This window comes from Geodermatophilus sp. SYSU D01036 (assembly GCF_054050435.1).
Genome location: NZ_JBJGZJ010000031.1, coordinates 1 through 20,241, shown reverse-complemented (window position 1 = coordinate 20,241; position 20,241 = coordinate 1). Strand labels below are relative to the sequence as shown.

Sequence of the window (20,241 nt, the reverse complement as noted above, 5' to 3'; positions counted from 1 at the left end):
ACGGTCCACGGTACGCGTCCGGGGCGGACCGGCTCCCGTCAGCCGCGGAGGCTCACCCCCGCAGACGCAACCCGCGCGGGGTGGCCGCGAACCCGGCCGCCTGCAGCGCCGACGACAGCGGGGTGTCCTGGTGCACGGAGGCGCCGTCGGCCTTCTGCACCACCATCCGGCCCAGCGCCCCGGCGGCGACGGCGCCCGACAGCGCGGTGGCCGCCTCCTTGAGCGTCTGCTCGTCCTCGGTCCACGACAGCAGCGTCTTGCCGCCGCGCTCGACGTAGAGCACCAGCTCGCCGTCGACGAGGACCACCAGCGCCCCGGCCTTGCGCCCGGCGCGGTGCCCGGTGGCCCGCTTCCCGCCGCCGGTGCCCTCGCCGACGTCGACGGCCACCTGCACCGCCGACGACCCCGTGGCCTCGCCGTCGGAGGGGCCGGTGCGGTCGGGCCAGGGCAGGGCGGCGCCGTAGACGTTGGCCGGGTCGGTGGCCGCCAGCACCACCGCGCCCTCGGGCGTGCGGTCGGGGACGGCGTACGCGCGCAGCCGGTCGACGGCGCCGACCGTGCCGAACTGCGCGGCGCCGAGGGTCTCGACGAAGTAGCCGCGTCGCGCCCGGTTGTTCTCCTCGAACGCGCGCAGCACCGGGTAGACCGCGGAGAACCCGCCGGGCACCTGCTCGGCCGTGACCGCGCCGCGGGTCAGCACGCCGTGCCGCTCGAGCAGCGCCTCGGCGCGGGCGGTGGTGCGCCGGGTGGGGTTGGCCTCCCGGTCGGGCAACCGCGACCAGCGGCCGGCCACCGTGGGCGGGCCGGTGCGGCTGGGCATCGCCGGGCGGCCCAGCCGGGGGCGGCCGTAGCGGGTGCGGTCCACGCGGGCGCGCGGCGGCGCCGGTGCCCGCTTGTGCGTGCCGCCGCCGGCCAGCCGGGTGCGCAGCGGGGCGAGGGTGTCGTTGGTGAGCAGCCCCGCCCACACCAGGTCCCACACGACGTCGGCGAGCGCGGTGTCGTCGGTGGAGCCCACCAGGTCGGACAGCCCGCGGAAGAACACCGCCTGCCCGGCCGACAGCTGCTCGAGGACGGCGAAGCCGACGCCGCCCTCCTCCGGCGGCTCGAGGGGGTCGGGCAGCAGCAGCGGCGCGAGGTCGGCGGGCACCAGGCTGACCCAGCCGTCGCCGCCGGGCAGCCCGCCGGCGCCGGCCCACAGCACCTCGCCGGCGCTGGTCAGCTCGTCGAGCATCGCGGGGGAGTAGTCGCGCACCCGGGTCGGGAGCACCAGCGTCTCCAGCGCGCTGGCCGGCACCAGCGCGCCGGCCAGCTGCTCGACCACCGCCAGGACGCCGTCGACGCCGCGCATCCGGCTGCCCACCGACTGCCAGGCCGGCGTGAACCGGGCCAGCGTGCCGATCGGCACCGGCTCGACCTCCTGGCGCAGCCTGGCCAGGCTGCGGCGGCGCACCGAGCGCAGCACCTCGGCGTCGCACCACTCCTGGCCGGTGCCGCCGGGCCGGAACTCGCCGGTGACCAGCCGGCCGGTGCCGACGAGCCGCTGCAGGGTGGCGGTGACGACGGCGACGCCGAGCCCGAGCCGGGTGGCGACCTCGGCCGGCTGGAACGGGCCGTGCGTGCGGGCGTAGCGGCCGACGATGTCGCCCAGCGGGTCGGCGACCGGCTCGGTGAACGCCTCGGGCACGCCCACGGGCAGCGCGGTGCCCAGCGCGTCGCGCAGCCGGCCGGCGTCCTCGATGGCGACGTGCCGCTCCTCGCCGGCGATCCGCACGACGATCGCCCGCCGGGAGGCCACCAGCTCGTCCAGCCACTCCGCCGGGACGCCGCGCAGCGCCGCCTCGGCGGGGGTGAGGTCGCCCAGGCCGCGCAGCAGGTCGGAGGCGCTGTCGACGTCGCGGGGGTGCCGCTCGGCCGGCAGCCGCTGCAGCTCGCGCTCCACCTCGGCCAGCGCCTCGGCGTCGAGCAGCTCGCGCAGCTCGGAGCGGCCGAGCAGCTCGGCGAGCAGGCCGGTGTCCAGCGCCAGCGCCTGGGCGCGGCGCTCGGCCAGCGGGGCGTCGCCCTCGTAGAGGAACTGCCCCACGTAGCCGAACAGCAGCGACTGCGCGAACGGGCTCGCGGCCTGCGTCTGGACGTCGACCACCCGCACCCGTCGCGAGCGGACGTCGCGCATCAGCTCGACCAGGCCGGGCACGTCGTAGACGTCCTGCAGCACCTCGCGGGCGGCCTCGAGCGTGATGGGGAACGAGGAGAAGTCGCTGGCCACGGAGAGCAGCTGGGCGGCGCGCTGGCGCTGCTGCCACAGCGGGGTGCGGCGGCGGGGGTCGCGGCGGGGCAGCAGCAGCGCGCGGGCGGCGCACTCGCGGAAGCGGCTGGCGAACAGCGCGGAGCTGCCGACCTCCGCGGTCACCTCGCGCTCGACGTCGTCGGGGTCGAGGACGGCCAGGTCGGCCTCGGGCGGCTCGCCGGTGGTGTCGGGCAGCCGCAGCACGATGCCGTCGTCGGAGTGCATGGAGGCGACGTCGACGCCGTAGCGCTCGCGCAGACGGGCGGCGAGCACCAGCGCCCACGGGGCGTTGACCTGCGCGCCGAAGGGGGAGTGGACGACCAGCCGCCAGTCGCCGAGCTCGTCGCGGAACCGCTCGACCAGCAGCGTGCGGTCGTCGGGGAGGTGGCCGGTGGCCGCCTTCTGCTCGGCGAGGTAGGCGAGCAGGTTGGCCGCGCCCCAGTCGTCCAGGCCGGCCGCCTGCGCCCGCTCGCGGCCCTTCTCCGGCGTCGCCGAGCCGACCTCGCGGAGGAACGCGCCGAGCGCGCGCCCCAGCTCCAGCGGCCGGCCGGGGGCGTCGCCGTGCCAGAACGGCATCTTCCCGGGCTGGCCGGGGGCGGGGGACACGAGCACCCGGTCGTGGGTGATCTCCTCGATCCGCCACGACGACGAGCCGAGCAGGAAGACGTCGCCGACGCGCGACTCGTAGACCATCTCCTCGTCGAGCTCGCCGACCCGGCGCCCGCCGGACCCCTCGCCGCCGACGAGGAAGACGCCGAACAGCCCGCGGTCCGGGATGGTGCCGCCGCTGGTGACCGCCAGCCGCTGCGCGCCGCTGCGGGCGGTCAGGGTGTCGGTGACCCGGTCCCAGGTCAGCCGCGGCCGCAGCTCCGCGAACGCGTCGGAGGGGTAGCGGCCGGCCAGCATGTCGAGGACGGCGTGCAGCGCGGAGTCGGGCAGGCCGGAGAACGGCGCCGACCGGCGCAGCAGCGCCCCGACCTCCTCCACCGTGCGCGGGCCCTCGGACACGATCGCCACGATCTGCTGGGCGAGCACGTCGAGCGGGTTGCGCAGGTAGCGGATCGACTCGATCGCGCCGGCCTTCATCCGCTCGGCGACCAGCGCGCACTGCACGAGGTCGCCGCGGTACTTGGGGAACAGCACGCCGCGGCTGACCGCGCCGACCTGGTGCCCGGCGCGGCCGACCCGCTGCAGGCCCGCGGCCACGGTGGGCGGCGCCTCGACCTGGACGACGAGGTCCACCGCGCCCATGTCGATGCCGAGCTCGAGCGACGACGTCGCGACCACCGCCGGCAGCCGCCCGGACTTCAGCGCCTCCTCGACGACCGCGCGCTGCTCCCGGGACACCGAGCCGTGGTGGGCGGCGGCGACCGGCTGCACGCCCTCGGGGACGCCGCCGCCGGAGCCGGCCTGCGCCATGAGCGCCGCGGCGTTGGTGCCGGGCGGCACGGCCTCGCCGGTGGCCCGCTCGTAGGCCATCTCGTTGAGCCGGCTGGTCAGCCGCTCGGCCAGCCGGCGGGAGTTGGCGAACACGATCGTGCTGCGGTGCGCCTCGACCAGGTCCAGCACCCGCTCCTCGACCGCGGGCCAGATCGACGTCCGCGGCTGGTCCCCGGCGGCCGACCCCTCCAGCTCGCCGGTGGGCTGGCCCAGCTGGCTCATGTCCTCGACCGGGACGACGACCGACAGGTCCCACTCCTTGCCCGCCGGTGGCTGCACCACCCGCACCGGCCGGCCACCGGCGAGGAAGGTGGCGACCTCCTCGATGGGGCGCACCGTGGCCGACAGGCCGATCCGCTGTGCGGGGCGGTCCAGCAGCTCGTCGAGCCGGTCGAGGGAGACCGCCATGTGCGCGCCGCGCTTGCTGTCGGCGACGGCGTGCACCTCGTCGACGATCACCGTCTCCACCCCGCGCAGCGCCTCCCGCGCGGAGCTGGTGAGCATGAGGAACAGCGACTCGGGCGTGGTGATGAGGATGTCGGTGGGCCGCCGGGTGAACGCCCGCCGCTCGTCGGCCGGGGTGTCGCCGGAGCGGATGCCGACGGTGATCTCCGGGCGCGGCAGGCCCAGCCGCATGGCCGCCTGCCCGATGCCGGCCAGCGGGGCGCGCAGGTTGCGCTCGACGTCGACGGCCAGCGCCTTGAGCGGCGAGACGTAGAGGACGCGGCAGCGGCGGCTCTCGTCGGCCGGCGCCGTGCTGGTCAGCCGGTCCAGCGACCAGAGGAAGGCCGCCAGCGTCTTCCCCGACCCGGTCGGGGCGACGACGAGCGCGTGCTCGCCGCTGCTGATGGCGTCCCACGCGCCCTCCTGGGCCGCCGTGGGCTCGGCGAAGGCGCCGGTGAACCAGGCCCGGGTGGGCGCGGAGAACCGGTCGAGAGCGGGCACGTGTCCAGTGTCCCCGCGGGTACGACAGTCCGCTGGCCTGCGCCGACGCCGGAGACGGGCGGCGTGCGCCCGGACCGGGGGTGGCGTGCGGCACACTGCCCGCCATGCGCCACTCGCTCTACGAGGCCGAGCACGAGGACTTCCGGCAGACGGTCCGCACGTTCCTGGAGAAGAACGTCGCGCCGTTCCACGACCGGTGGGAGCGCGAGGGGATCGTCCCGCGCGAGGTGTGGCTCGCCGGCGGCGAGCAGGGCCTGCTCGGCATGGACATCGACGAGCGGTTCGGCGGCGGCGGGGTCCGGGACTTCCGCTACAACGCCGTCCTCGACGAGGAGGTCACCCGGGTCGGCGCCAGCGGCCTGGGCTTCGGCCTGCACAACGACGTCGTCTCGCCCTACCTGCGCGACCTGTGCACCGAGGAGCAGGCGCAGCGCTGGCTGCCCGGCTTCTGCCGCGGCGAGCTGATCACCGCCATCGCGATGACCGAGCCGGGCACCGGCAGCGACCTGCAGTCGATCCGCACCACCGCCCGCCGCGACGGCGACTCCTGGGTGCTCAGCGGCGCCAAGACCTTCATCACCAACGGCATCAACGCCGACCTGGTGATCGTGGTGGCGCGCACCGACCCCGACGCCCCCGGCGCGAAGGGCACCAGCCTGCTCGTCGTCGAGCGGGACACGCCCGGGTTCACCCGCGGCCGCAACCTCGACAAGGTCGGCCTCAAGGCGCAGGACACCGCGGAGCTGTTCTTCGACGAGGTGCGGGTGCCGGCGGAGAACCTGCTCGGCGCGGAGAACCGCGGCTTCGCCCACCTCATGGAGAACCTGCCGCAGGAGCGGCTGTCGATCGCCGTCGGCGCGGTGGCCGCCTGCGAGACGGTGCTCGCCCGGACCCTCGAGTACGTCACCAGCCGGACCGCCTTCGGCCGGCCGGTCGGCAGCTTCCAGAACAGCCGGTTCGTCCTCGCCGAGCTGCACACCGAGACGACGGTCGCGCGGACGTTCGTCGACGAGTGCGTGCGGCAGCTGGGCACCGGCGAGCTGACCGCCGTCGACGCGGCGATGGCCAAGTACTGGACCAGCGAGCTGCAGAACAAGGTCGCCGACCGCTGCCTGCAGCTGCACGGCGGCTACGGCTACATGGACGAGTACCCGGTGTCCAAGGCCTGGCGCGACGCCCGCGTGCAGTCGATCTACGGCGGCACCAACGAGATCATGCGCGAGATCATCGGCCGGTCCCTGGGCCTGTGACGACGCAGGCGGCCGCCGACGTCGGCCGGGTGCAGCGGCGCACCGTCGCCGTCCTCTCCGGCGCGGTCGCCCTGGGCGGCCTCGGCGTCACCGTCGGGATCACCGTCGGCGGGCTGCTCGCGCGGGAGGTGTCGGGCAGCGACGCCGCCGCGGGGCTCGGCCAGACGATGGGCGTGTTCGGCGCCGCGGTGCTCGCCGTCCCGCTCGCCCGGGTGTCCGACCGGGCCGGGCGGCGGGCGGGGCTGGCCGCCGGGTACGCCGTCGCCGTCGGCGGCGCCGCGCTCACCGTCGTCGCCGCGGCGCTCTCCTCGCTCCCGCTGCTGCTCGCCGGGCTGTTCGCCTTCGGCGCGGCGACCGCCTGCAGCCTGCAGGCGCGCTACGCCGCGGCCGACCTCGCCCTCCCCGAGCGGCGCGGCCGCGCGCTGTCGCTGGTCGTCTGGGCGACGACGGTCGGCTCCGTCCTCGGCCCCAACCTCGCCGCGCCCGGCGCCGACCTCGGGCGCGCGCTCGGCCTGCCCGCGCTCGGCGGCGGCTTCGCCGTGTCCGCCGCGGTGTTCGCCGTCGTCACCGCCGGGCTGTGGCTCGCCCTGCGCCCGGACCCGCTGCTGCTGGCCCGCCGGATCGCCGACGGCGACGGGCCGGCGCCCGTCCGCCCACGGCGGGCCACGCGGGGCGCGCTGGCCGCGGTGTGGGCCGCCCCCGGCGGCCGGCTCGGCCTGGTCGCCGTCGTGGTCTCGCACGCGGTGATGGTCGGCGTCATGGTCATGACGCCGGTGCACATGGGCCACGCCGGCGGGCACGACGACGCGACGACGCTGCGGCTGGTCGGCGTGGTCATCAGCGTGCACGTGGCCGGCATGTACCTGTTCAGCCCGCTCGTCGGCTGGCTCGCCGACCGGGTGGGCCGGCGCGCGACGGTGGCGCTCGGCGGGGCGCTGCTCCTCGCCGCCGCGGGCCTGGCCGGGACCGCGCCGCCGGAGGCCGCCGGCCGGCTCGGCGTCGGCCTGCTGCTGCTGGGGCTGGGCTGGTCGTGCGGGCTGATCGCGGGCTCCACGCTGGTCACCGAGGCGGTGCCGGCGGAGGTGCGGCCCACCGCGCAGGGCGGCGCGGACCTGCTCATGGGCCTGGGCGCGGCGGTCGCCGGCGCCGTCGGCGGCCCGCTGCTGGCGCTGGGCGGCTTCGGCCTGGTCGCCGGGGTGTCCGCGGCGCTGGTGGTCCCGCTGGCGCTGGTCTGGCTGCGGCGCTGACCGCCCGGCCCCTCAGTGGCCGCGCATGTTGCGCCACAGCACGACCAGCGTGATCAGCAGGCAGACCGCGATGCCGATCTCGAGGACGACGTCCCACGTCGCCGAGCCCGTGCTGGGGAACACGCCCCCAGCCTAGGCCGTCCTGTATCGTGAAGGCACTTCACGGTACAGGGGGTTCACGATGGTGGACGCGCGGGTCGCGGCGCTCGACCGGGTCCTGGAGGTCACCGTCCTGCTCGGGCGGGACATGGCGACGTCGCTGGCGGCCGAGGGGCTGACCGTCGCCCGCACCACGCTGCTGTGGCGGCTGCGCTCCGCCGGCCCCAGCACCCAGCGGGCGCTGGCCGACGCCCTCGGGGTCAGTGCCCGCAACGTCACCGGGCTGGTCGACGGGCTGGCCGAGGCCGGCCTGGTCACCCGCGAGCCGCACCCGACCGACCGGCGGGCGACCCTGGTGACCCCCACCGCCCGCGCCGAGCGGCTGCTCGAGGAGATGGCGGCGGGGCAGGCGCAGCTCGCGGAGCAGCTGTTCGGCGGGCTGGCGCCGGACCGCCTCGCCGGGCTGGTGTCCGCGCTCGACGAGGTCCTCGACCGGCTGCGCGCCCTGGTCCCGGGCGGCGCGGCCGCGGGGGAGGCCCCGTGACCGCCCGCGAGCTGGTGCGCCGCGCGGTGGCCTTCGAGCTCGGCACCTGGCGCAGCCTGTGGCGGTGGGTGCGCCGCCGTCCCGACGTGCCGGCCGGCGCCGACGCCTTCCCGTACGCCTCGGCGGCCGCGCCGGTGATGTGGACGTTCATCGTGCTGTCGGCGGTCGAGATCCCGCTGGTCGACTGGCTGCTGCCCTGGCAGTCGCTGCGGGTCGCGGTGGCGGTCCTCGGCGTCTACGGCCTGCTGTGGATGGCCGGGATGCTCGCCGGGCAGCGCGTGCACCCGCACACCGTCGACGCCGGCGGGCTGCGCGTGCGCAGCGGCTGGACCGTCGACGTCCGGGTGCCGTGGGAGGAGATCGCCGCCGCGCGCGTGCGGCGGCGCAGCGTCGAGGGCTCGCGCACGGTCGTCGTCGCGCAGGAGGGGGAGCGGCGCGCGGTGTCGGTCGCCGTCGTCGCCTCCACGCAGGTCGACGTCGAGCTGCGCACACCGCTGGTGCTGCCGCTGGCCCGCACCGGCGGCCGCCCGGTGGGCGAGCTGCGGCTGGCCGCCGACGACCCGGCGGCGCTGGTCCGGCGGCTGCGGGCGGGGATCGCCGACCACGCTGCCGCCACGGCCGGCGGGGACGCGCGCTAGCGTCGGGGACGTGCGCCTGCAGGAGTTCTGGTCCCGGCTGGAGACCCAGTTCGGGTCGATGCGGGCGGAGAGCGTCGCGCGCGACCACGTGTTCTCCGTGCTCGGGGGCCGCTCGGCGGTCGACGCGATCGAGGCCGGGGTGCCGCTGCGCCGCGTGTGGCTGGCGATCTGCGAGGAGTACGACGTGCCCCTCCAGGAGCGCTGAGGCCGCTCCCCGGAGGCCCTGGGTACTCCGCGCGGAGTACGCGGCGCCCGCGAGGTGCGTCCCCGCGGCGGACGCGCCCGGGACCTCGCCGTCCCTAGCGTCGACGGCGTGATCGAGATCCGTGGACTGACCAAGCGCTACGGCGACCGCACCGCCGTCGACGACCTGACCCTCACCGTCCACCCGGGCCGCGTCACGGGCTTCCTCGGACCCAACGGCGCGGGCAAGTCGACGACGATGCGGGTCGTCGTCGGCCTCGACCGGCCGACCGCCGGCAGCGTCCGGGTGGACGGCCGCCGCTACGCCGACCTCCCGGTCCCGCTGCGCGCCGTCGGCGCCCTCCTGGAGGCCCGCTCCGCCCATCCGGGACGCACCGCCCGGGACCACCTGCGGGTCCTCGCGGCCACCGCGGGGCTGCCGCGGTCGCGCGTGGACACGGTCCTCGAGCTCGCCGGCCTGACGCCGGTCGCCGACCGCCGCGTCGGTGGGTTCTCCCTCGGCATGGGCCAGCGCCTCGGCGTCGCCACGGCGCTGCTGGGCGACCCCGCCACCGTGGTGCTCGACGAGCCGGTCAACGGCCTGGACCCCGACGGGGTCCTGTGGATCCGGACGCTGACGCGGCAGCTGGCCGCCGAGGGCCGGACGGTCCTCGTGTCCTCGCACCTGATGAGCGAGATGACCGTCACCGCCGACCACCTCGTCGTCCTCGGTCGCGGCCGGCTCGTCGCCGACGAGCCGACGGCCGCGGTCCTCCGGCGTGCCGGGAACTCCTCGGTGCGGGTGCGCAGCCCGCGCCCCGACGACCTCGTGGGCGTCCTCGCCGGCGACGGCGTCGGCCTCGCCTCGCCCGAGCGGGGACTCCTGGAGGTCCAGGGGCTGGGAGCCGCCGAGATCGGTGACCGCGCCCTGCGCGCCGGCATCGCGGTGCACGAGCTGACACCGGTCTCGGCCTCGCTCGAGGAGGCCTTCATGGACCTGACCCGCGAGGACCGGGAGTACCGCACCGACCATCGGCAGGAGGCCCTGGCATGACCGGCCGCACGAGCACCCGAGTCCTCGACGCCCCCGGCGCGACCCGCGCCCCCCGGGGGCCCGCCGGCGGCGGCTGGGGAGGCCTGGTCGCCGGGCAGTGGGTCGCCGTCCGGTCCCTGCGCACCACCTGGTGGGTGCTCGGCGGGGCGTCGGCCGGGATGGTCCTGCTCTCGCTGCTGTTCACCGCGACAGCGGGCGCCGGGGAGCAGGGCGGGCCGCCCGGCCTGGACCCCGCCGACCCGGTCGGGCTCAGCCTGGGCGGCTACAACCTGGCGGCCCTGGCCGTGGGGGTGCTCGGGGTCCTGCTGGTCACCGGCGAGTACACCAGCGGCGCGGTGCGGGTCGTGTTCGCGGCGGTGCCCCGCCGGTGGCCGGTCCTCCTGGCCCGCGCCGGCGTGCTCGCCGCACTCGCCCTCGTCACGACGTTGCTCGCCGCGCTGGCGGCGTTCCTCGTCGGCCGGGCCGCGCTCGGTGACACCGGGGTGTCGCTCGCCGACCACGGCGTCGCCCGGGCCGTGCTCGGCGCCGGTCTGTACGTGACGGCGGTCGGAGTGCTCGGCTCCGCACTCGGGTGGCTGCTGCGCTCGACCGGTGGGGCGATCGGCACGCTGTTCGGCGTCGTCTTCCTGCTCCCGGTGCTCGGCGGGCTGCTGCCCTCGAGCTGGGGTCCCGACGTGGTGCGGTGGCTCCCCGGGCAGGCCGGCGCCAGCGTCGTGCAGGTCGCGACGGGTGCCGACGAGTTCGCCCCCTGGACCGGCTTCGGGGTGCTGTGCGCCTACCTGGCCGTCCTGCTGGCGGCGGCGGCGGTCGTGGTGCGGCGCCGCGACGCGTGACTCCCGTACCGGGGCGCGCGGGCGGCAGCATGTCCTCCGTGCAGCGGGCGGGCGGGTCGGTGGTGTGGTCGGTCGGGCCGGTGGTGGCCGGAGCCGTCCTCGCCGTCGGCCCGCTCGTCCGCTTCGGCGGCCCGTCGGCGGCGGAGGTCGCCGTGACCGCGCTGGCCTGGGCGCCGGCCGTGGGCCGGGCGCGGGCGCCCTTCGCCGCGTTCCTCGCCTCCGCCGGCGTGGTGGTCGCCTGGTGGGTGCTGCACGGCCTGGAGGCGCGGGCGCTGCTGCCCGCCGGCGTGGCGGCCTGGTGGCTGCTCGTCTGGGTCGCCGACCGCTGCGCCCCGTGGCGCGTCGCCACCGCCGTCGGGATCGCCCTGGCCGTGCCCCTGGCCCTCGGCGCCGCCGCCCTGGCCGGCCCCGCCGACGGCGCCGCGGTGGTGCCGCTGGTGGCGGTGACCGTGACGGCCGCGGTCGTCGGGCGCGACCGGCGGACCCGGCGGGCCTACCTGGAGGCGCTGCGCGACCGCGCCGAGCGGGCCGAGCGGGAGAGGGACGTGCGGGCCCGGGTGGCGGTCATGGAGGAGCGCTCCCGGATCGCCCGTGAGCTCCACGACGTGGTCGCGCACAACCTCTCGGTGATGACCGCACTGGCCGACGGCGCCGGGTACGCGCCGGCCACCGAGCAGGCCGCCCGGGCGGTACGGCAGGTCGCCACGACCGGACGGGAGGCCCTCGCGGAGATGCACCGCCTCGTCGGCGTGCTGCGCACCGACGACGGCGGGCCGGAGCGGACGCCGGCGCCGGGCCTCGACGACCTGGCCGCGGTCGTCGGGCAGGTCCGGGCGGCCGGGCTGCCGACGTCGCTGACGGTGACCGGCCGGCCCGCGCCGCTCGTCGCCGGCGCCCAGCTCGCCGTCCACCGCCTCGTGCAGGAGGCGCTGACGAACACGCTGAGGCACGCGCGGGGGGCCCGGTCGGCCGCCGTGCGCCTGGACTGGCGCGACGGCGAGCTCGCCGTCGAGGTGACCGACGACGGCGACCCGGCCGCACCACCGGGGCGGCCGGGGCACGGCCTGGTCGGCATGAGGGAGCGCGTCGCGGCGTGGGACGGGGCGGTCGTGGCCGGGCCGCGCCCGGGAGGCGGCTGGCGGGTCGCCGCGGTCCTCCCGCTGGCCGCGGTCGGCGCCGAGGGGACCGGTGCGGTGGCGTGAGCACCCGCGTGCTGCTCATCGACGACGAGCCCCTGGTCCGGCTCGGCTTCTCGATGGTGCTGCAGGCCCAGGACGACCTGGTCCTCGTCGGCGAGGCGGGGGACGGCGCCCGGGCCGTCGCGCTGACGCGCGAGCTCCGGCCGGACGTCGTCGTGATGGACGTCCGCATGCCCGGCACGGACGGCGTGGAGGCGACCCGGCGCATCGTCGCCGAGGGGCTGCCCAGCCGCGTCCTGGTGCTCACCACCTTCGACCTGGACGAGTACGCGTTCGCGGCACTGCGCGCGGGGGCGAGCGGGTTCCTCGTGAAGAACGCCGAGCCGGCGGAGCTGCTGCGGGCGGTGCGGGCGGTGGCCCGCGGCGACGCCGTCGTCTCCCCGCGGGTCACCCGCCGGCTGCTGGAGACGCTGGCCCACCGGCTGCCCGCGGACACGCCGGCCGACCCCCGCGTCGCCTCGCTCACCGAGCGCGAGCTCGAGGTGCTGCGTGCGGTCGCCCGGGGGGAGTCCAACGCCGAGATCGCCGCCGTGCTGGTCCTGTCGGAGCTGACGGTGAAGACGCACGTGGCGCGCATCCTGGGCAAGCTGGGCCTGCGGGACCGCACGCAGGCGGCGGTCTTCGCGCACTCGCACGGCCTGGTGTGACCCGGCCTCGACCGCGTGTCGCTCGACTCGAACACGTGTTCGTCCTACAGTGACGGGCGCGTCCACAGGGAGGTCGTCCCTCCACAGGTCCGGTCGGTCCCCGGAATTGTCAGACCCCCGACCTAGCGTCGCCTCCGACACCGCATCGACTCCACGACACGCGACTTCCCGAAGGTGAGCACCATGGCAACGCTCGACCGCGACAAGGCCCTCGACATGGCCCTCGCCCAGATCGACAAGCAGTTCGGCAAGGGCTCGGTCATGCGCCTGGGCGACAGCGCCGCGCAGGCGATCAAGGTCATCCCGACCGGCTCGATCGCCCTCGACATCGCGCTCGGCATCGGCGGCCTGCCCCGCGGCCGCGTCATCGAGGTCTACGGCCCGGAGGCCTCCGGCAAGACCACGGTCGCCCTGCACGCGGTGGCCAACGCCCAGGCCGCCGGCGGCATCGCGGCCTTCATCGACGCCGAGCACGCGCTCGACCCGGAGTACGCCCGGGCCATCGGCGTCGACACCGACGCGCTGCTGGTCAGCCAGCCCGACACCGGTGAGCAGGCCCTCGAGATCGCCGACATGCTGATCCGCTCCGGCGCGCTCGACATCATCGTCATCGACTCCGTCGCGGCCCTCGTGCCCCGCGCCGAGATCGAGGGCGAGATGGGTGACAGCCACGTCGGTCTGCAGGCCCGCCTCATGAGCCAGGCGCTGCGGAAGATCACCGGTGCGCTGAACAACTCGGGCACCACCGCGATCTTCATCAACCAGCTGCGCGAGAAGGTCGGCATCGTCTACGGCTCGCCCGAGGTGACCACCGGTGGCCGCGCGCTGAAGTTCTACTCGTCGGTCCGCCTGGACGTCCGCCGGATCGAGACCCTCAAGCAGGGCACCGAGGCCGTCGGCAGCCGGGTCCGCGTCAAGGTCGTCAAGAACAAGGTCGCCGCCCCGTTCAAGCAGGCCGAGCTCGACCTGCTGTGGGGTGTCGGGTTCAGCCGCGAGGGCGGCCTCATCGACGCCGGTGTCGAGCAGGGCTTCATCCGCAAGTCCGGCGCCTGGTACACGTACGAGGGCGACCAGCTCGGCCAGGGCAAGGAGAACGTCCGCACGTTCCTCCGCGACAACCCCGACCTCGCCGACGAGATCGAGAAGAAGGTCAAGGAGAAGCTGGGCATCGGCCCGCAGGTCGACGCGCCGGCCGCTGACCCGGTCGACTTCTGAGCGACCCCGTGACCGGCTGGTCCGGCCCGGTCCCCGAGGGGGCCGGGCCCGAGCAGGCCGAGCGCCCCGTCGGCCGCCGCGGCCGGGGAACCCGGCAGCCGGGCTCCCCGGGGCGCGGCGGCCGCGGGCGGCGGCGGTCCGGGCCGTCCCCTGACCCGGACGGCCCGGCCGCCGCCGACGCGGGGACGCCACCCGCCCCCTACGACCGCGACGCCGACGACCCGGGGGACCCGGAGTCGGTGGCCCGGGCCATCTGCCTGCGGGCGCTGACCGGCGCGGCCAGGACCCGCCAGCAGCTCGCCGACCTGCTCGAGCGCCGCGGCGTGCCCGAGGAGGCCGCGGCCGCGGTCCTCGACCGGTTCGGCGAGGTCGGGCTCATCGACGACGCCGCCTTCGCCCGCGCCTGGGTCACCTCCCGGCAGGCCGGCCGCGGCCTGGCCCGGCGGGCGTTGCGCGCGGAGCTGCGCGCCAAGGGCGTCGACGGGGAGGACGCCGAGCAGGCCCTCGCCCAGGTCGACGAGGAGGACGAGCGGGCCGCCGCCCGCCACCTGGTGGAACGCCGGCTCCCGGCGCTGCGCCGGGTGGACCGCGTCACCGCCACCCGCCGGCTGATCGGCATGCTCGCGCGCAAGGGCTACAACGGCGGGCTGGCCGCGGGCGTGGTCCGCGAGGTCATGGACGAGACCGGCTTCGGCACCGACACCGACGAGGACGCCGCGAGCTGGGACGACGCCGACCTCTGAGGGCGTCCGACCGCGCCCGCGCGGGACCACGGAACGACAGCGGCCGGCCGCCCTCGGGGCGACCGGCCGCTGACCGTCGGAGGTGGACTCAGCCCGCCAGCGGGGTGGCGACGGCGGGCATCGCCTCGGTCGCCGGCGCGTGCGCGGGCCCCTGGACCGCCTGGGCCCGCTGCACGGGCATCGCCTGGGTCGCCAGCCCGGCCGCCGCGGGGCGCCCGGTCCACGCGGTGAGGTCCACCGCGACGCCGTCAGGCGCCTCGTCGTCGGCGACCAGCCACTCGCCCTCGTCGCCCACGCGGGCGGCGAGCCACTGCTGGATGTGCTGCTCGAACGTGCGGTCGGGCAGCACCGCCGGCCGGCTGACCGGGCCGAGGAAGGTCAGGTCGCGCTCGCTGCCGTCGGCGGCGCGCAGCACCACCCGGCAGCGGGCCCGCCGGTGCCGGGCCGGCGGCACGGCCTCGCGGACCACGGCGGTCTGGGCACCGGCGGCGACGGCGAACTGCGGGGCGGCCGCGCGCAGGCGGTTCACGAAGTCCTGGGCGACGTCGACCTGCCCCTCGGGCAGGCGCACCACCGACGGCAGCGGCGGCACGGCGGGGCGGAGAGCGGTGTCCACGGATCCACTCTCGGCAGCCCCGCCTTGCCGGCTGACCGCCCGCGCGCCCGGGGTGCGCCGGGGGGCGGACGGGACGCCACGTGACCGTTCCGTGTCCCGCGGCGCAGCCCGGTCAGACCGGCCCGCCGCCCCCGTCCATCTCCGCGCTGGTGAGCGACTCGACGGGCTTGGCCGCGGCCGCCTTCGTGTTCCGGCGGGTGCGCTTCTCCACGTACCGCGCCAGCCAGGACAGCAGCACGTTGACCACGATGTAGATCACCGCGGCGGCCACGTACAGCTGGAACGTGTAGGTGTTGCCGAAGGAGAAGGCGAAGAACTCCACCAGGCTCCGGGCGGTCCGCAGCAGCTCGACGTAGCCGACGATGAAGCCCAGCGACGAGTCCTTGAGCAGCACGACCAGCTGGGCCACCAGCACCGGCAGCATCCGGCGCACCGCCTGCGGCATCAGCACCAGCGTCATGACCTGCGTCTTGCGCATGCCGAGCGCGAAGGCCGCCTCCCGCTGGCCGCGGTCCACCGACAGGATGCCGGCGCGGAAGATCTCGGCCAGCACGGCCATGTTGTAGAGCGTCAGGCCGAGGACCAGCGCGCGGAACGCGGTCATCGGGACGCCGACGGTCGGCAGGAACAGCAGGCAGAACAGGATCAGGATCAGCAGCGGCACGGCGCGGAAGAACTCGATCACCACGCCGACCGGGGCCCGCACCCAGGCGTGGTCGGACAGCCGCCCCACGGCCAGCAGGGCGCCGAGCACGGTGGCCAGCACCATGCCGACGGCGGCCGCGGCGAGGGTGTTGAGCAGGCCCTCCCAGAGCGCCTGCGGCACCCCGGACGCCGGGTCGAACAGGATCGCCCAGCGGTCGGGCGCGAGCTGGCCGTTGACGCCCAGGCGCCACAGCGCCCACCCGACGAGCGCCGCGATGACCAGCGCGCCGACGACGGTGCCGATCCGCTGGCGGCGGCGGGCCTGCGGGCCGGGCAGGTCGAACAGGACGGTGCTGCTCATCGGACGATCGCCACCCGGTTCTCGACCACCCGGATCAGCCAGGCGGAGGGCAGTGTGATGACCAGGTAGCCGGCGACGACCGCGGCGAACACGGCGAGCAGCTGGTCGGCGTTGGTGTTGGCCAGCCGCTGCAGGGCGGCGGTCAGGTCCGTCACCGCGAAGCCGGCGGCGATCGAGGTGTTCTTCGCCAGCGCGATCCACACGTTGCCCAGCGGCGGCACCACGGTGCGGAAGGCCTGGGGGAGCACCACCTGGCGCAGCGACTGGCCGAAGGTCAGGCCCAGCGCGCGGGCGGCCTCCGCCTGTCCCGGCGGGACGGCGTTGATGCCCGACCGCAGCGCCTCGCAGACGAACGCGGCGGTGTACAACGACAGCGCGGCGACGGCGGTGATGAAGCGGCTCGGGAACTGCAGGTCGATCTGCACGATGCCGAACGCGAGGAAGAAGAACACCACCGTCAGCGGGGTGTTGCGGAAGACCTCGACGTAGAAGGTCGCCAGCCCGCGCAGCGGCGGCACGGGGCTCACCCGCATGCCCGCGAGCGCGGTGCCGAGCACCAGGGCGCACACGCCGCTGACGACGGCGAGGGAGAGCGTCGTCAGGAACGCGCTCCACAACAGGTCGGAGTTGTCGCTGAGGAACTGCACCGCACCCTCGGTCGGTCGGAGACGGGGGACGCCGCCGGGCGGGAGCCCGCCCGGCGGCGTCGGGGACGTCCGGGTCGAGTGGGATCAGTACCGGTCGACCGTCGGCGGCTCGGGGGCCTCCTCGCCGGTGATGGCGCCGGCGGTGCGGTCCCACGCGTCGGCCCAGCGGCCGTCCTCGAAGGACTCCTCGAGGACGTCGTTGATGAAGTTGCGGAACTCCGTGTCACCGAGCGCCAGGCCGATGCCGTAGGGCTCCTCGGTGAACGGGTTGCCCACCAGCTCGAAGGCGCCGTCGCTGCCGGCGACCAGGCCGGTGAGGATGACGTTGTCCGTCGTCACCGCCACGACGTTGCCGTTGCGCAGGTCGTCGGCGCACTTGGAGTAGACGTCGTAGGTCACCAGCTGGGCCTGCGGGTAGTTGTCCCGGATGTTCTGCGCGGGCGTCGAGCCCTCCACCGAGCACACCGTCTTCCCGGCCAGGTCGTCGGGGCCCTCGATGCCCTCGGGGTTGCCCGACGCGACCATGATGTCCTGGCCCGCGACGTAGTACGGGCCGGCGAAGTCCACGACCTGCTTGCGCGCGTCGTTGATCGTGTAGGTGGCCACGACCATGTCGACCTGGCCGTTCTGGATGAACGGCTCCCGGTTGGCCGAGACCGTCTCGGTCCAGGTGATGCCGTCCTCCGGGATGCCCAGCTCGGCCGCCACGATCTTGGCGATCTCGACGTCGAAGCCCTCGGGGGTGTTGGACTGCGGGTTGAGCAGGCCGAACCCGGGCTGGTCGTACTTGGTGCCGATGGTGATGGCGCCGGCCTCGTTGAGCTCGGCCATCGTCGTGCCGGCCTCGAACTCGACGTCCTCCTGGACCTCGGCGGTGTTCTCGGCCGACTCCTCGGCCTGGCTGCCCGCCTCGCTGGAACAGGCGGCGAGGGCGAGGCCGAGGGCGGCGAACGCCGCGATCCGTCGGGTGCTGCGCATGGGGGGTCCTCCCGGGAGGGTCAGTGGTTGAGGATCTTGGAGAGGAAGTCGCGGGCCCGCTCCGAGCGCGGGTTGGTGAAGAAGGTCTCCGGGTCGGCGGACTCGACGATCCGGCCGCCGTCCATGAACACGACCCGGTTGGCCGCCCGGCGGGCGAAGCCCATCTCGTGGGTGACGACGACCATCGTCATGCCCTCGCGGGCCAGGGAGATCATGACGTCGAGGACCTCGTTGATCATCTCGGGGTCGAGCGCCGACGTCGGCTCGTCGAAGAGCATGACCTTGGGGTCCATGGCCAGGGCCCGCGCGATGGCGACGCGCTGCTGCTGACCGCCCGACAGCTGGGCGGGGTACTTGTCGGCCTGGTGCCCGACGCCGACCCGGTCGAGCAGCTCGCGGGCCCGCTTGTCGGCGTCGCCCTTCGACTGCCGCCGCACCCGGGTCGGGGCGAGTGTGACGTTCTGCAGGATCGTCTTGTGGGCGAAGAGGTTGAAGCTCTGGAAGACCATCCCCACGTCGCTGCGCAGCCGGGCGAGCGCCTTGCCCTCCTCGGGCAGCTTCTCGCCGTCGATGCGGATCTCGCCCTGCTGGATGGCCTCGAGCCGGTTGATCGCGCGGCACAGCGTCGACTTGCCCGACCCGGACGGCCCGATGACCACGACGACCTCGCCGCGGTCGATCGAGAGGTCGATGTCCTGCAGCACGTGCAGCTCACCGAACCACTTGTTGACGCCGGTCAGCTGGACGAGAGGTCCTCCGGCTAGCTGGCTGGTCACGTCCGGAACCCTAGGGCCGCGGGCGCGCGCCGACGTCCCGGGGGCGTCACGGTGTAGTAACGAAGGCGGTGACGCCGTGTGACCGGTGTCGCGCCGTACCCTCGCAGGCGTCATGGGAACCGAGGTCGACAGCCCGCCGCGCACCTACCGGGTGCGCACCTACGGGTGCCAGATGAACGTGCACGACTCCGAGCGGCTGTCCGGGCTGCTCGAGGCCGCCGGCTACGCCGCCGCGCCCGAGGGCGAGGACGCCGACGTCGTCGTGCTCAACACGTGCGCCGTGCGGGAGAACGCGGACAACCGCCTCTACGGCAACCTCGGCCACCTGCGCCCGGTGAAGGACGCGCACCCGGGGATGCAGATCGCCGTCGGCGGGTGCCTGGCGCAGAAGGACCGCGGCGAGATCGTGCGGCGGGCGCCGTGGGTCGACGTCGTCTTCGGGACGCACAACGTCGGGTCGCTGCCGGCGTTGCTGGAGCGCGCCCGGCACAACGCCGAGGCGCAGGTGGAGATCGCCGAGGCGCTCGAGGTGTTCCCCTCGACGCTGCCGGCCAAGCGGGACTCCGCCTACTCCGGCTGGGTGTCGATCAGCGTCGGCTGCAACAACACCTGCACGTTCTGCATCGTCCCGGCGCTGCGCGGCAAGGAGAAGGACCGCCGGCCGGGCGACATCCTGGCCGAGGTGCAGGCGCTGGTCGACCAGGGCGTGCTCGAGGTGACCCTGCTCGGCCAGAACGTCAACGCCTACGGCGTGGACTTCCGCGACCGGGGCGCGTTCGCCGACCTGCTCCGCGCCGCCGGCCGCATCGCGGGCCTGGAGCGGCTGCGGTTCACCAGCCCGCACCCGCGGGAGTTCACCGACGACGTCATCGAGGCGATGGCCGAGACGCCGGCGGTCTGCCACCAGCTGCACATGCCGCTGCAGTCGGGCTCCGACGACGTGCTGCGCCGGATGCGCCGCGGCTACCGGCAGGACCGCTACCTCGGGATCATCGACCGGGTCCGCGCCGCCATGCCGGACGCCGCGATCACCACGGACGTCATCGTCGGGTTCCCCGGCGAGACCGAGGCCGACTTCGAGCAGACCCTCGAGGTGGTCCGGCAGGCCCGCTTCGCGAGCGCGTTCACCTTCCAGTACTCCAAGCGCCCCGGGACGCCGGCCGCCACCATGGACGGCCAGCTGCCCAAGGAGGTCGTGCAGGAGCGCTACCTGCGGCTCACCGCGCTGCAGGACGAGATCAGCTGGGCGGAGAACCGCGCGCAGGTCGGCCGCACGGTGGAACTGCTGGCCGCGGCGGGGGAGGGCAGCAAGGACGCCCGCACCGGCCGGATGAGCGGCCGCGCCCGCGACGGGCGGCTGGTGCACTTCGCCGGCGGCGACGGCGTCCGGCCCGGCGACGTCGTCGAGACCGTCGTCACCGCGGCCGCGCCGCACCACCTGGTCGCCGACGGGCCGCTGCTGTCGCACCGCCGCACCCGCGCCGGCGACGCGCACGAGGCCGGCACCCGCCCGACGACGCCCGGCGTGCTGCTCGGCATGCCGCGCATCGGCGCCCCCGCCTGAGACGGGAGAGGCCCGCCCGGATCCCCGGGCGGGCCTCCGTCGTCCCGGCTCAGCGGCGGGAGGACCGCTCGGCCTCGGCCAGCCACTCGCGGCGGGTCTCCAGGTCGGCCTGCGCCCGGGAGATCCGCGTCGCGTCCCCGGAGGCCTCCGCCTTGGCCAGCTGCTCCTCGGCCTTGGTGACCGCGGCCCGCATGGAGGCGACCATCGGGTTCTCCGGCGCGGTGCGCACCCGGCCGGCGTCCGCGGGGGCGCGGGCCCGCTGGTAGACCGCCTGCATGCGGTACACCACCCACCGCCATGCGCCCCGCGGGACCTGCCCGTAGTGGTCGTAGT

General features: G+C 75.8%; 18 protein-coding genes and 1 pseudogene. 12 read left to right on the top strand and 7 right to left on the bottom strand.

The genetic code is table 11. The features are described 5' to 3' along the window. Positions 1 to 52 precede the first annotated feature (52 nt). Positions 53 to 4,669, bottom strand: a complete 4,617-nt coding sequence (locus ACI8AR_RS21255; protein ID WP_457052764.1) for an ATP-dependent helicase — start codon at positions 4,667 to 4,669, stop codon at positions 53 to 55. Between the two features lie 104 nt (positions 4,670 to 4,773). On the opposite strand from ACI8AR_RS21255, the gene ACI8AR_RS21250 reads away from it, so the two are divergent. The 11 genes from ACI8AR_RS21250 to ACI8AR_RS21200 all read left to right on the top strand — a co-directional run bounded on the left by ACI8AR_RS21250 (position 4,774) and on the right by ACI8AR_RS21200 (position 14,321). After that, positions 4,774 to 5,919, top strand: a complete 1,146-nt coding sequence (locus tag ACI8AR_RS21250) for an acyl-CoA dehydrogenase family protein (RefSeq protein ID WP_457052763.1) — start codon at positions 4,774 to 4,776, stop codon at positions 5,917 to 5,919. After that, positions 5,916 to 7,166: an MFS transporter gene (locus ACI8AR_RS21245; RefSeq protein ID WP_457052762.1), complete on the top strand. Its 1,251-nt coding sequence runs from the start codon at positions 5,916 to 5,918 to the stop codon at positions 7,164 to 7,166. The genes ACI8AR_RS21250 and ACI8AR_RS21245 overlap by 4 nt, the downstream gene beginning before the upstream one ends. Before the next feature lie 181 nt (positions 7,167 to 7,347). Next, positions 7,348 to 7,809, top strand: a complete 462-nt coding sequence (locus ACI8AR_RS21240) for a MarR family winged helix-turn-helix transcriptional regulator (protein WP_457052761.1) — start codon at positions 7,348 to 7,350, stop codon at positions 7,807 to 7,809. Next, on the top strand, positions 7,806 to 8,447 hold the full coding sequence (locus ACI8AR_RS21235) for a hypothetical protein (protein WP_457052760.1): 642 nt from the start codon (positions 7,806 to 7,808) through the stop codon (positions 8,445 to 8,447). The genes ACI8AR_RS21240 and ACI8AR_RS21235 overlap by 4 nt, the downstream gene beginning before the upstream one ends. Positions 8,448 to 8,457: 10 nt before the next feature. After that, positions 8,458 to 8,652, top strand: a complete 195-nt coding sequence (locus ACI8AR_RS21230; protein WP_457052759.1) for a DUF3046 domain-containing protein — start codon at positions 8,458 to 8,460, stop codon at positions 8,650 to 8,652. 108 nt (positions 8,653 to 8,760) lie between these two features. After that, positions 8,761 to 9,684, top strand: coding sequence for an ATP-binding cassette domain-containing protein (locus ACI8AR_RS21225; RefSeq protein ID WP_457052758.1), 924 nt, complete (start codon positions 8,761 to 8,763; stop codon positions 9,682 to 9,684). Continuing rightward, complete coding sequence (locus tag ACI8AR_RS21220) at positions 9,681 to 10,517, top strand: ABC transporter permease subunit (RefSeq protein ID WP_457052757.1); 837 nt, start codon at positions 9,681 to 9,683, stop codon at positions 10,515 to 10,517. The genes ACI8AR_RS21225 and ACI8AR_RS21220 overlap by 4 nt, the downstream gene beginning before the upstream one ends. 38 nt (positions 10,518 to 10,555) lie before the next feature. After that, positions 10,556 to 11,719, top strand: a complete 1,164-nt coding sequence (locus tag ACI8AR_RS21215) for a sensor histidine kinase (protein WP_457052756.1) — start codon at positions 10,556 to 10,558, stop codon at positions 11,717 to 11,719. Next, complete coding sequence (locus ACI8AR_RS21210; RefSeq protein ID WP_457052755.1) at positions 11,716 to 12,363, top strand: response regulator; 648 nt, start codon at positions 11,716 to 11,718, stop codon at positions 12,361 to 12,363. The genes ACI8AR_RS21215 and ACI8AR_RS21210 overlap by 4 nt, the downstream gene beginning before the upstream one ends. Positions 12,364 to 12,546: 183 nt before the next feature. After that, entirely contained in the window at positions 12,547 to 13,578 is a 1,032-nt protein-coding gene (recA, locus tag ACI8AR_RS21205) for a recombinase RecA (RefSeq protein WP_456928996.1), read from the top strand. Between the two features lie 8 nt (positions 13,579 to 13,586). Continuing rightward, a complete protein-coding gene (locus ACI8AR_RS21200; RefSeq protein ID WP_457052754.1) occupies positions 13,587 to 14,321 on the top strand; it encodes a regulatory protein RecX in 735 nt (244 codons plus the stop codon). Between the two features lie 88 nt (positions 14,322 to 14,409). Here the strand turns inward: ACI8AR_RS21200 and ACI8AR_RS21195 are convergent, their stop codons facing one another. From ACI8AR_RS21195 to ACI8AR_RS21175, 5 genes are all read right to left on the bottom strand, one after another. Then, a complete protein-coding gene (locus ACI8AR_RS21195; RefSeq protein WP_457052753.1) occupies positions 14,410 to 14,937 on the bottom strand; it encodes a hypothetical protein in 528 nt (175 codons plus the stop codon). A gap of 112 nt (positions 14,938 to 15,049) precedes the next feature. Further along, positions 15,050 to 15,943 (bottom strand): amino acid ABC transporter permease, encoded by an 894-nt coding sequence (locus tag ACI8AR_RS21190; protein WP_457052752.1) that lies wholly within the window; start codon positions 15,941 to 15,943, stop codon positions 15,050 to 15,052. Further along, the gene (locus ACI8AR_RS21185) at positions 15,940 to 16,590 is read right to left on the bottom strand and encodes an amino acid ABC transporter permease (protein ID WP_457052751.1); all 651 of its coding nucleotides are present in this window, start codon (positions 16,588 to 16,590) and stop codon (positions 15,940 to 15,942) included. The genes ACI8AR_RS21190 and ACI8AR_RS21185 overlap by 4 nt, the downstream gene beginning before the upstream one ends. 84 nt (positions 16,591 to 16,674) lie before the next feature. Further along, positions 16,675 to 17,568, bottom strand: coding sequence for a glutamate ABC transporter substrate-binding protein (locus tag ACI8AR_RS21180; protein WP_457052750.1), 894 nt, complete (start codon positions 17,566 to 17,568; stop codon positions 16,675 to 16,677). 20 nt (positions 17,569 to 17,588) lie between these two features. Beyond that, a complete protein-coding gene (locus tag ACI8AR_RS21175) occupies positions 17,589 to 18,344 on the bottom strand; it encodes an amino acid ABC transporter ATP-binding protein (RefSeq protein WP_457052749.1) in 756 nt (251 codons plus the stop codon). Between the two features lie 112 nt (positions 18,345 to 18,456). On the opposite strand from ACI8AR_RS21175, the gene miaB reads away from it, so the two are divergent. Continuing rightward, positions 18,457 to 19,908: a tRNA (N6-isopentenyl adenosine(37)-C2)-methylthiotransferase MiaB gene (gene miaB / locus ACI8AR_RS21170; protein WP_457052748.1), complete on the top strand. Its 1,452-nt coding sequence runs from the start codon at positions 18,457 to 18,459 to the stop codon at positions 19,906 to 19,908. 49 nt (positions 19,909 to 19,957) lie between these two features. Here miaB and ACI8AR_RS21165 read toward each other — a convergent pair. Beyond that, positions 19,958 to 20,241 (bottom strand): annotated as a pseudogene (locus ACI8AR_RS21165) (DUF349 domain-containing protein); the annotation flags it as partial.

What these genes read in the sequence shown, in the direction of transcription:
- recA (WP_456928996.1), top strand. Translation starts at nt 12,547, where the DNA reads ATGGCAACGCTCGACCGCGACAAGGCCCTCGACATGGCCCTCGCCCAG.
- ACI8AR_RS21240 (WP_457052761.1), top strand. Translation starts at nt 7,348, where the DNA reads ATGGTGGACGCGCGGGTCGCGGCGCTCGACCGGGTCCTGGAGGTCACC.
- miaB (WP_457052748.1), top strand. Translation starts at nt 18,457, where the DNA reads ATGGGAACCGAGGTCGACAGCCCGCCGCGCACCTACCGGGTGCGCACC.
- ACI8AR_RS21220 (WP_457052757.1), top strand. Translation starts at nt 9,681, where the DNA reads ATGACCGGCCGCACGAGCACCCGAGTCCTCGACGCCCCCGGCGCGACC.
- ACI8AR_RS21180 (WP_457052750.1), bottom strand. Translation starts at nt 17,568, where the DNA reads ATGCGCAGCACCCGACGGATCGCGGCGTTCGCCGCCCTCGGCCTCGCC.
- ACI8AR_RS21250 (WP_457052763.1), top strand. Translation starts at nt 4,774, where the DNA reads ATGCGCCACTCGCTCTACGAGGCCGAGCACGAGGACTTCCGGCAGACG.
- ACI8AR_RS21190 (WP_457052752.1), bottom strand. Translation starts at nt 15,943, where the DNA reads ATGAGCAGCACCGTCCTGTTCGACCTGCCCGGCCCGCAGGCCCGCCGC.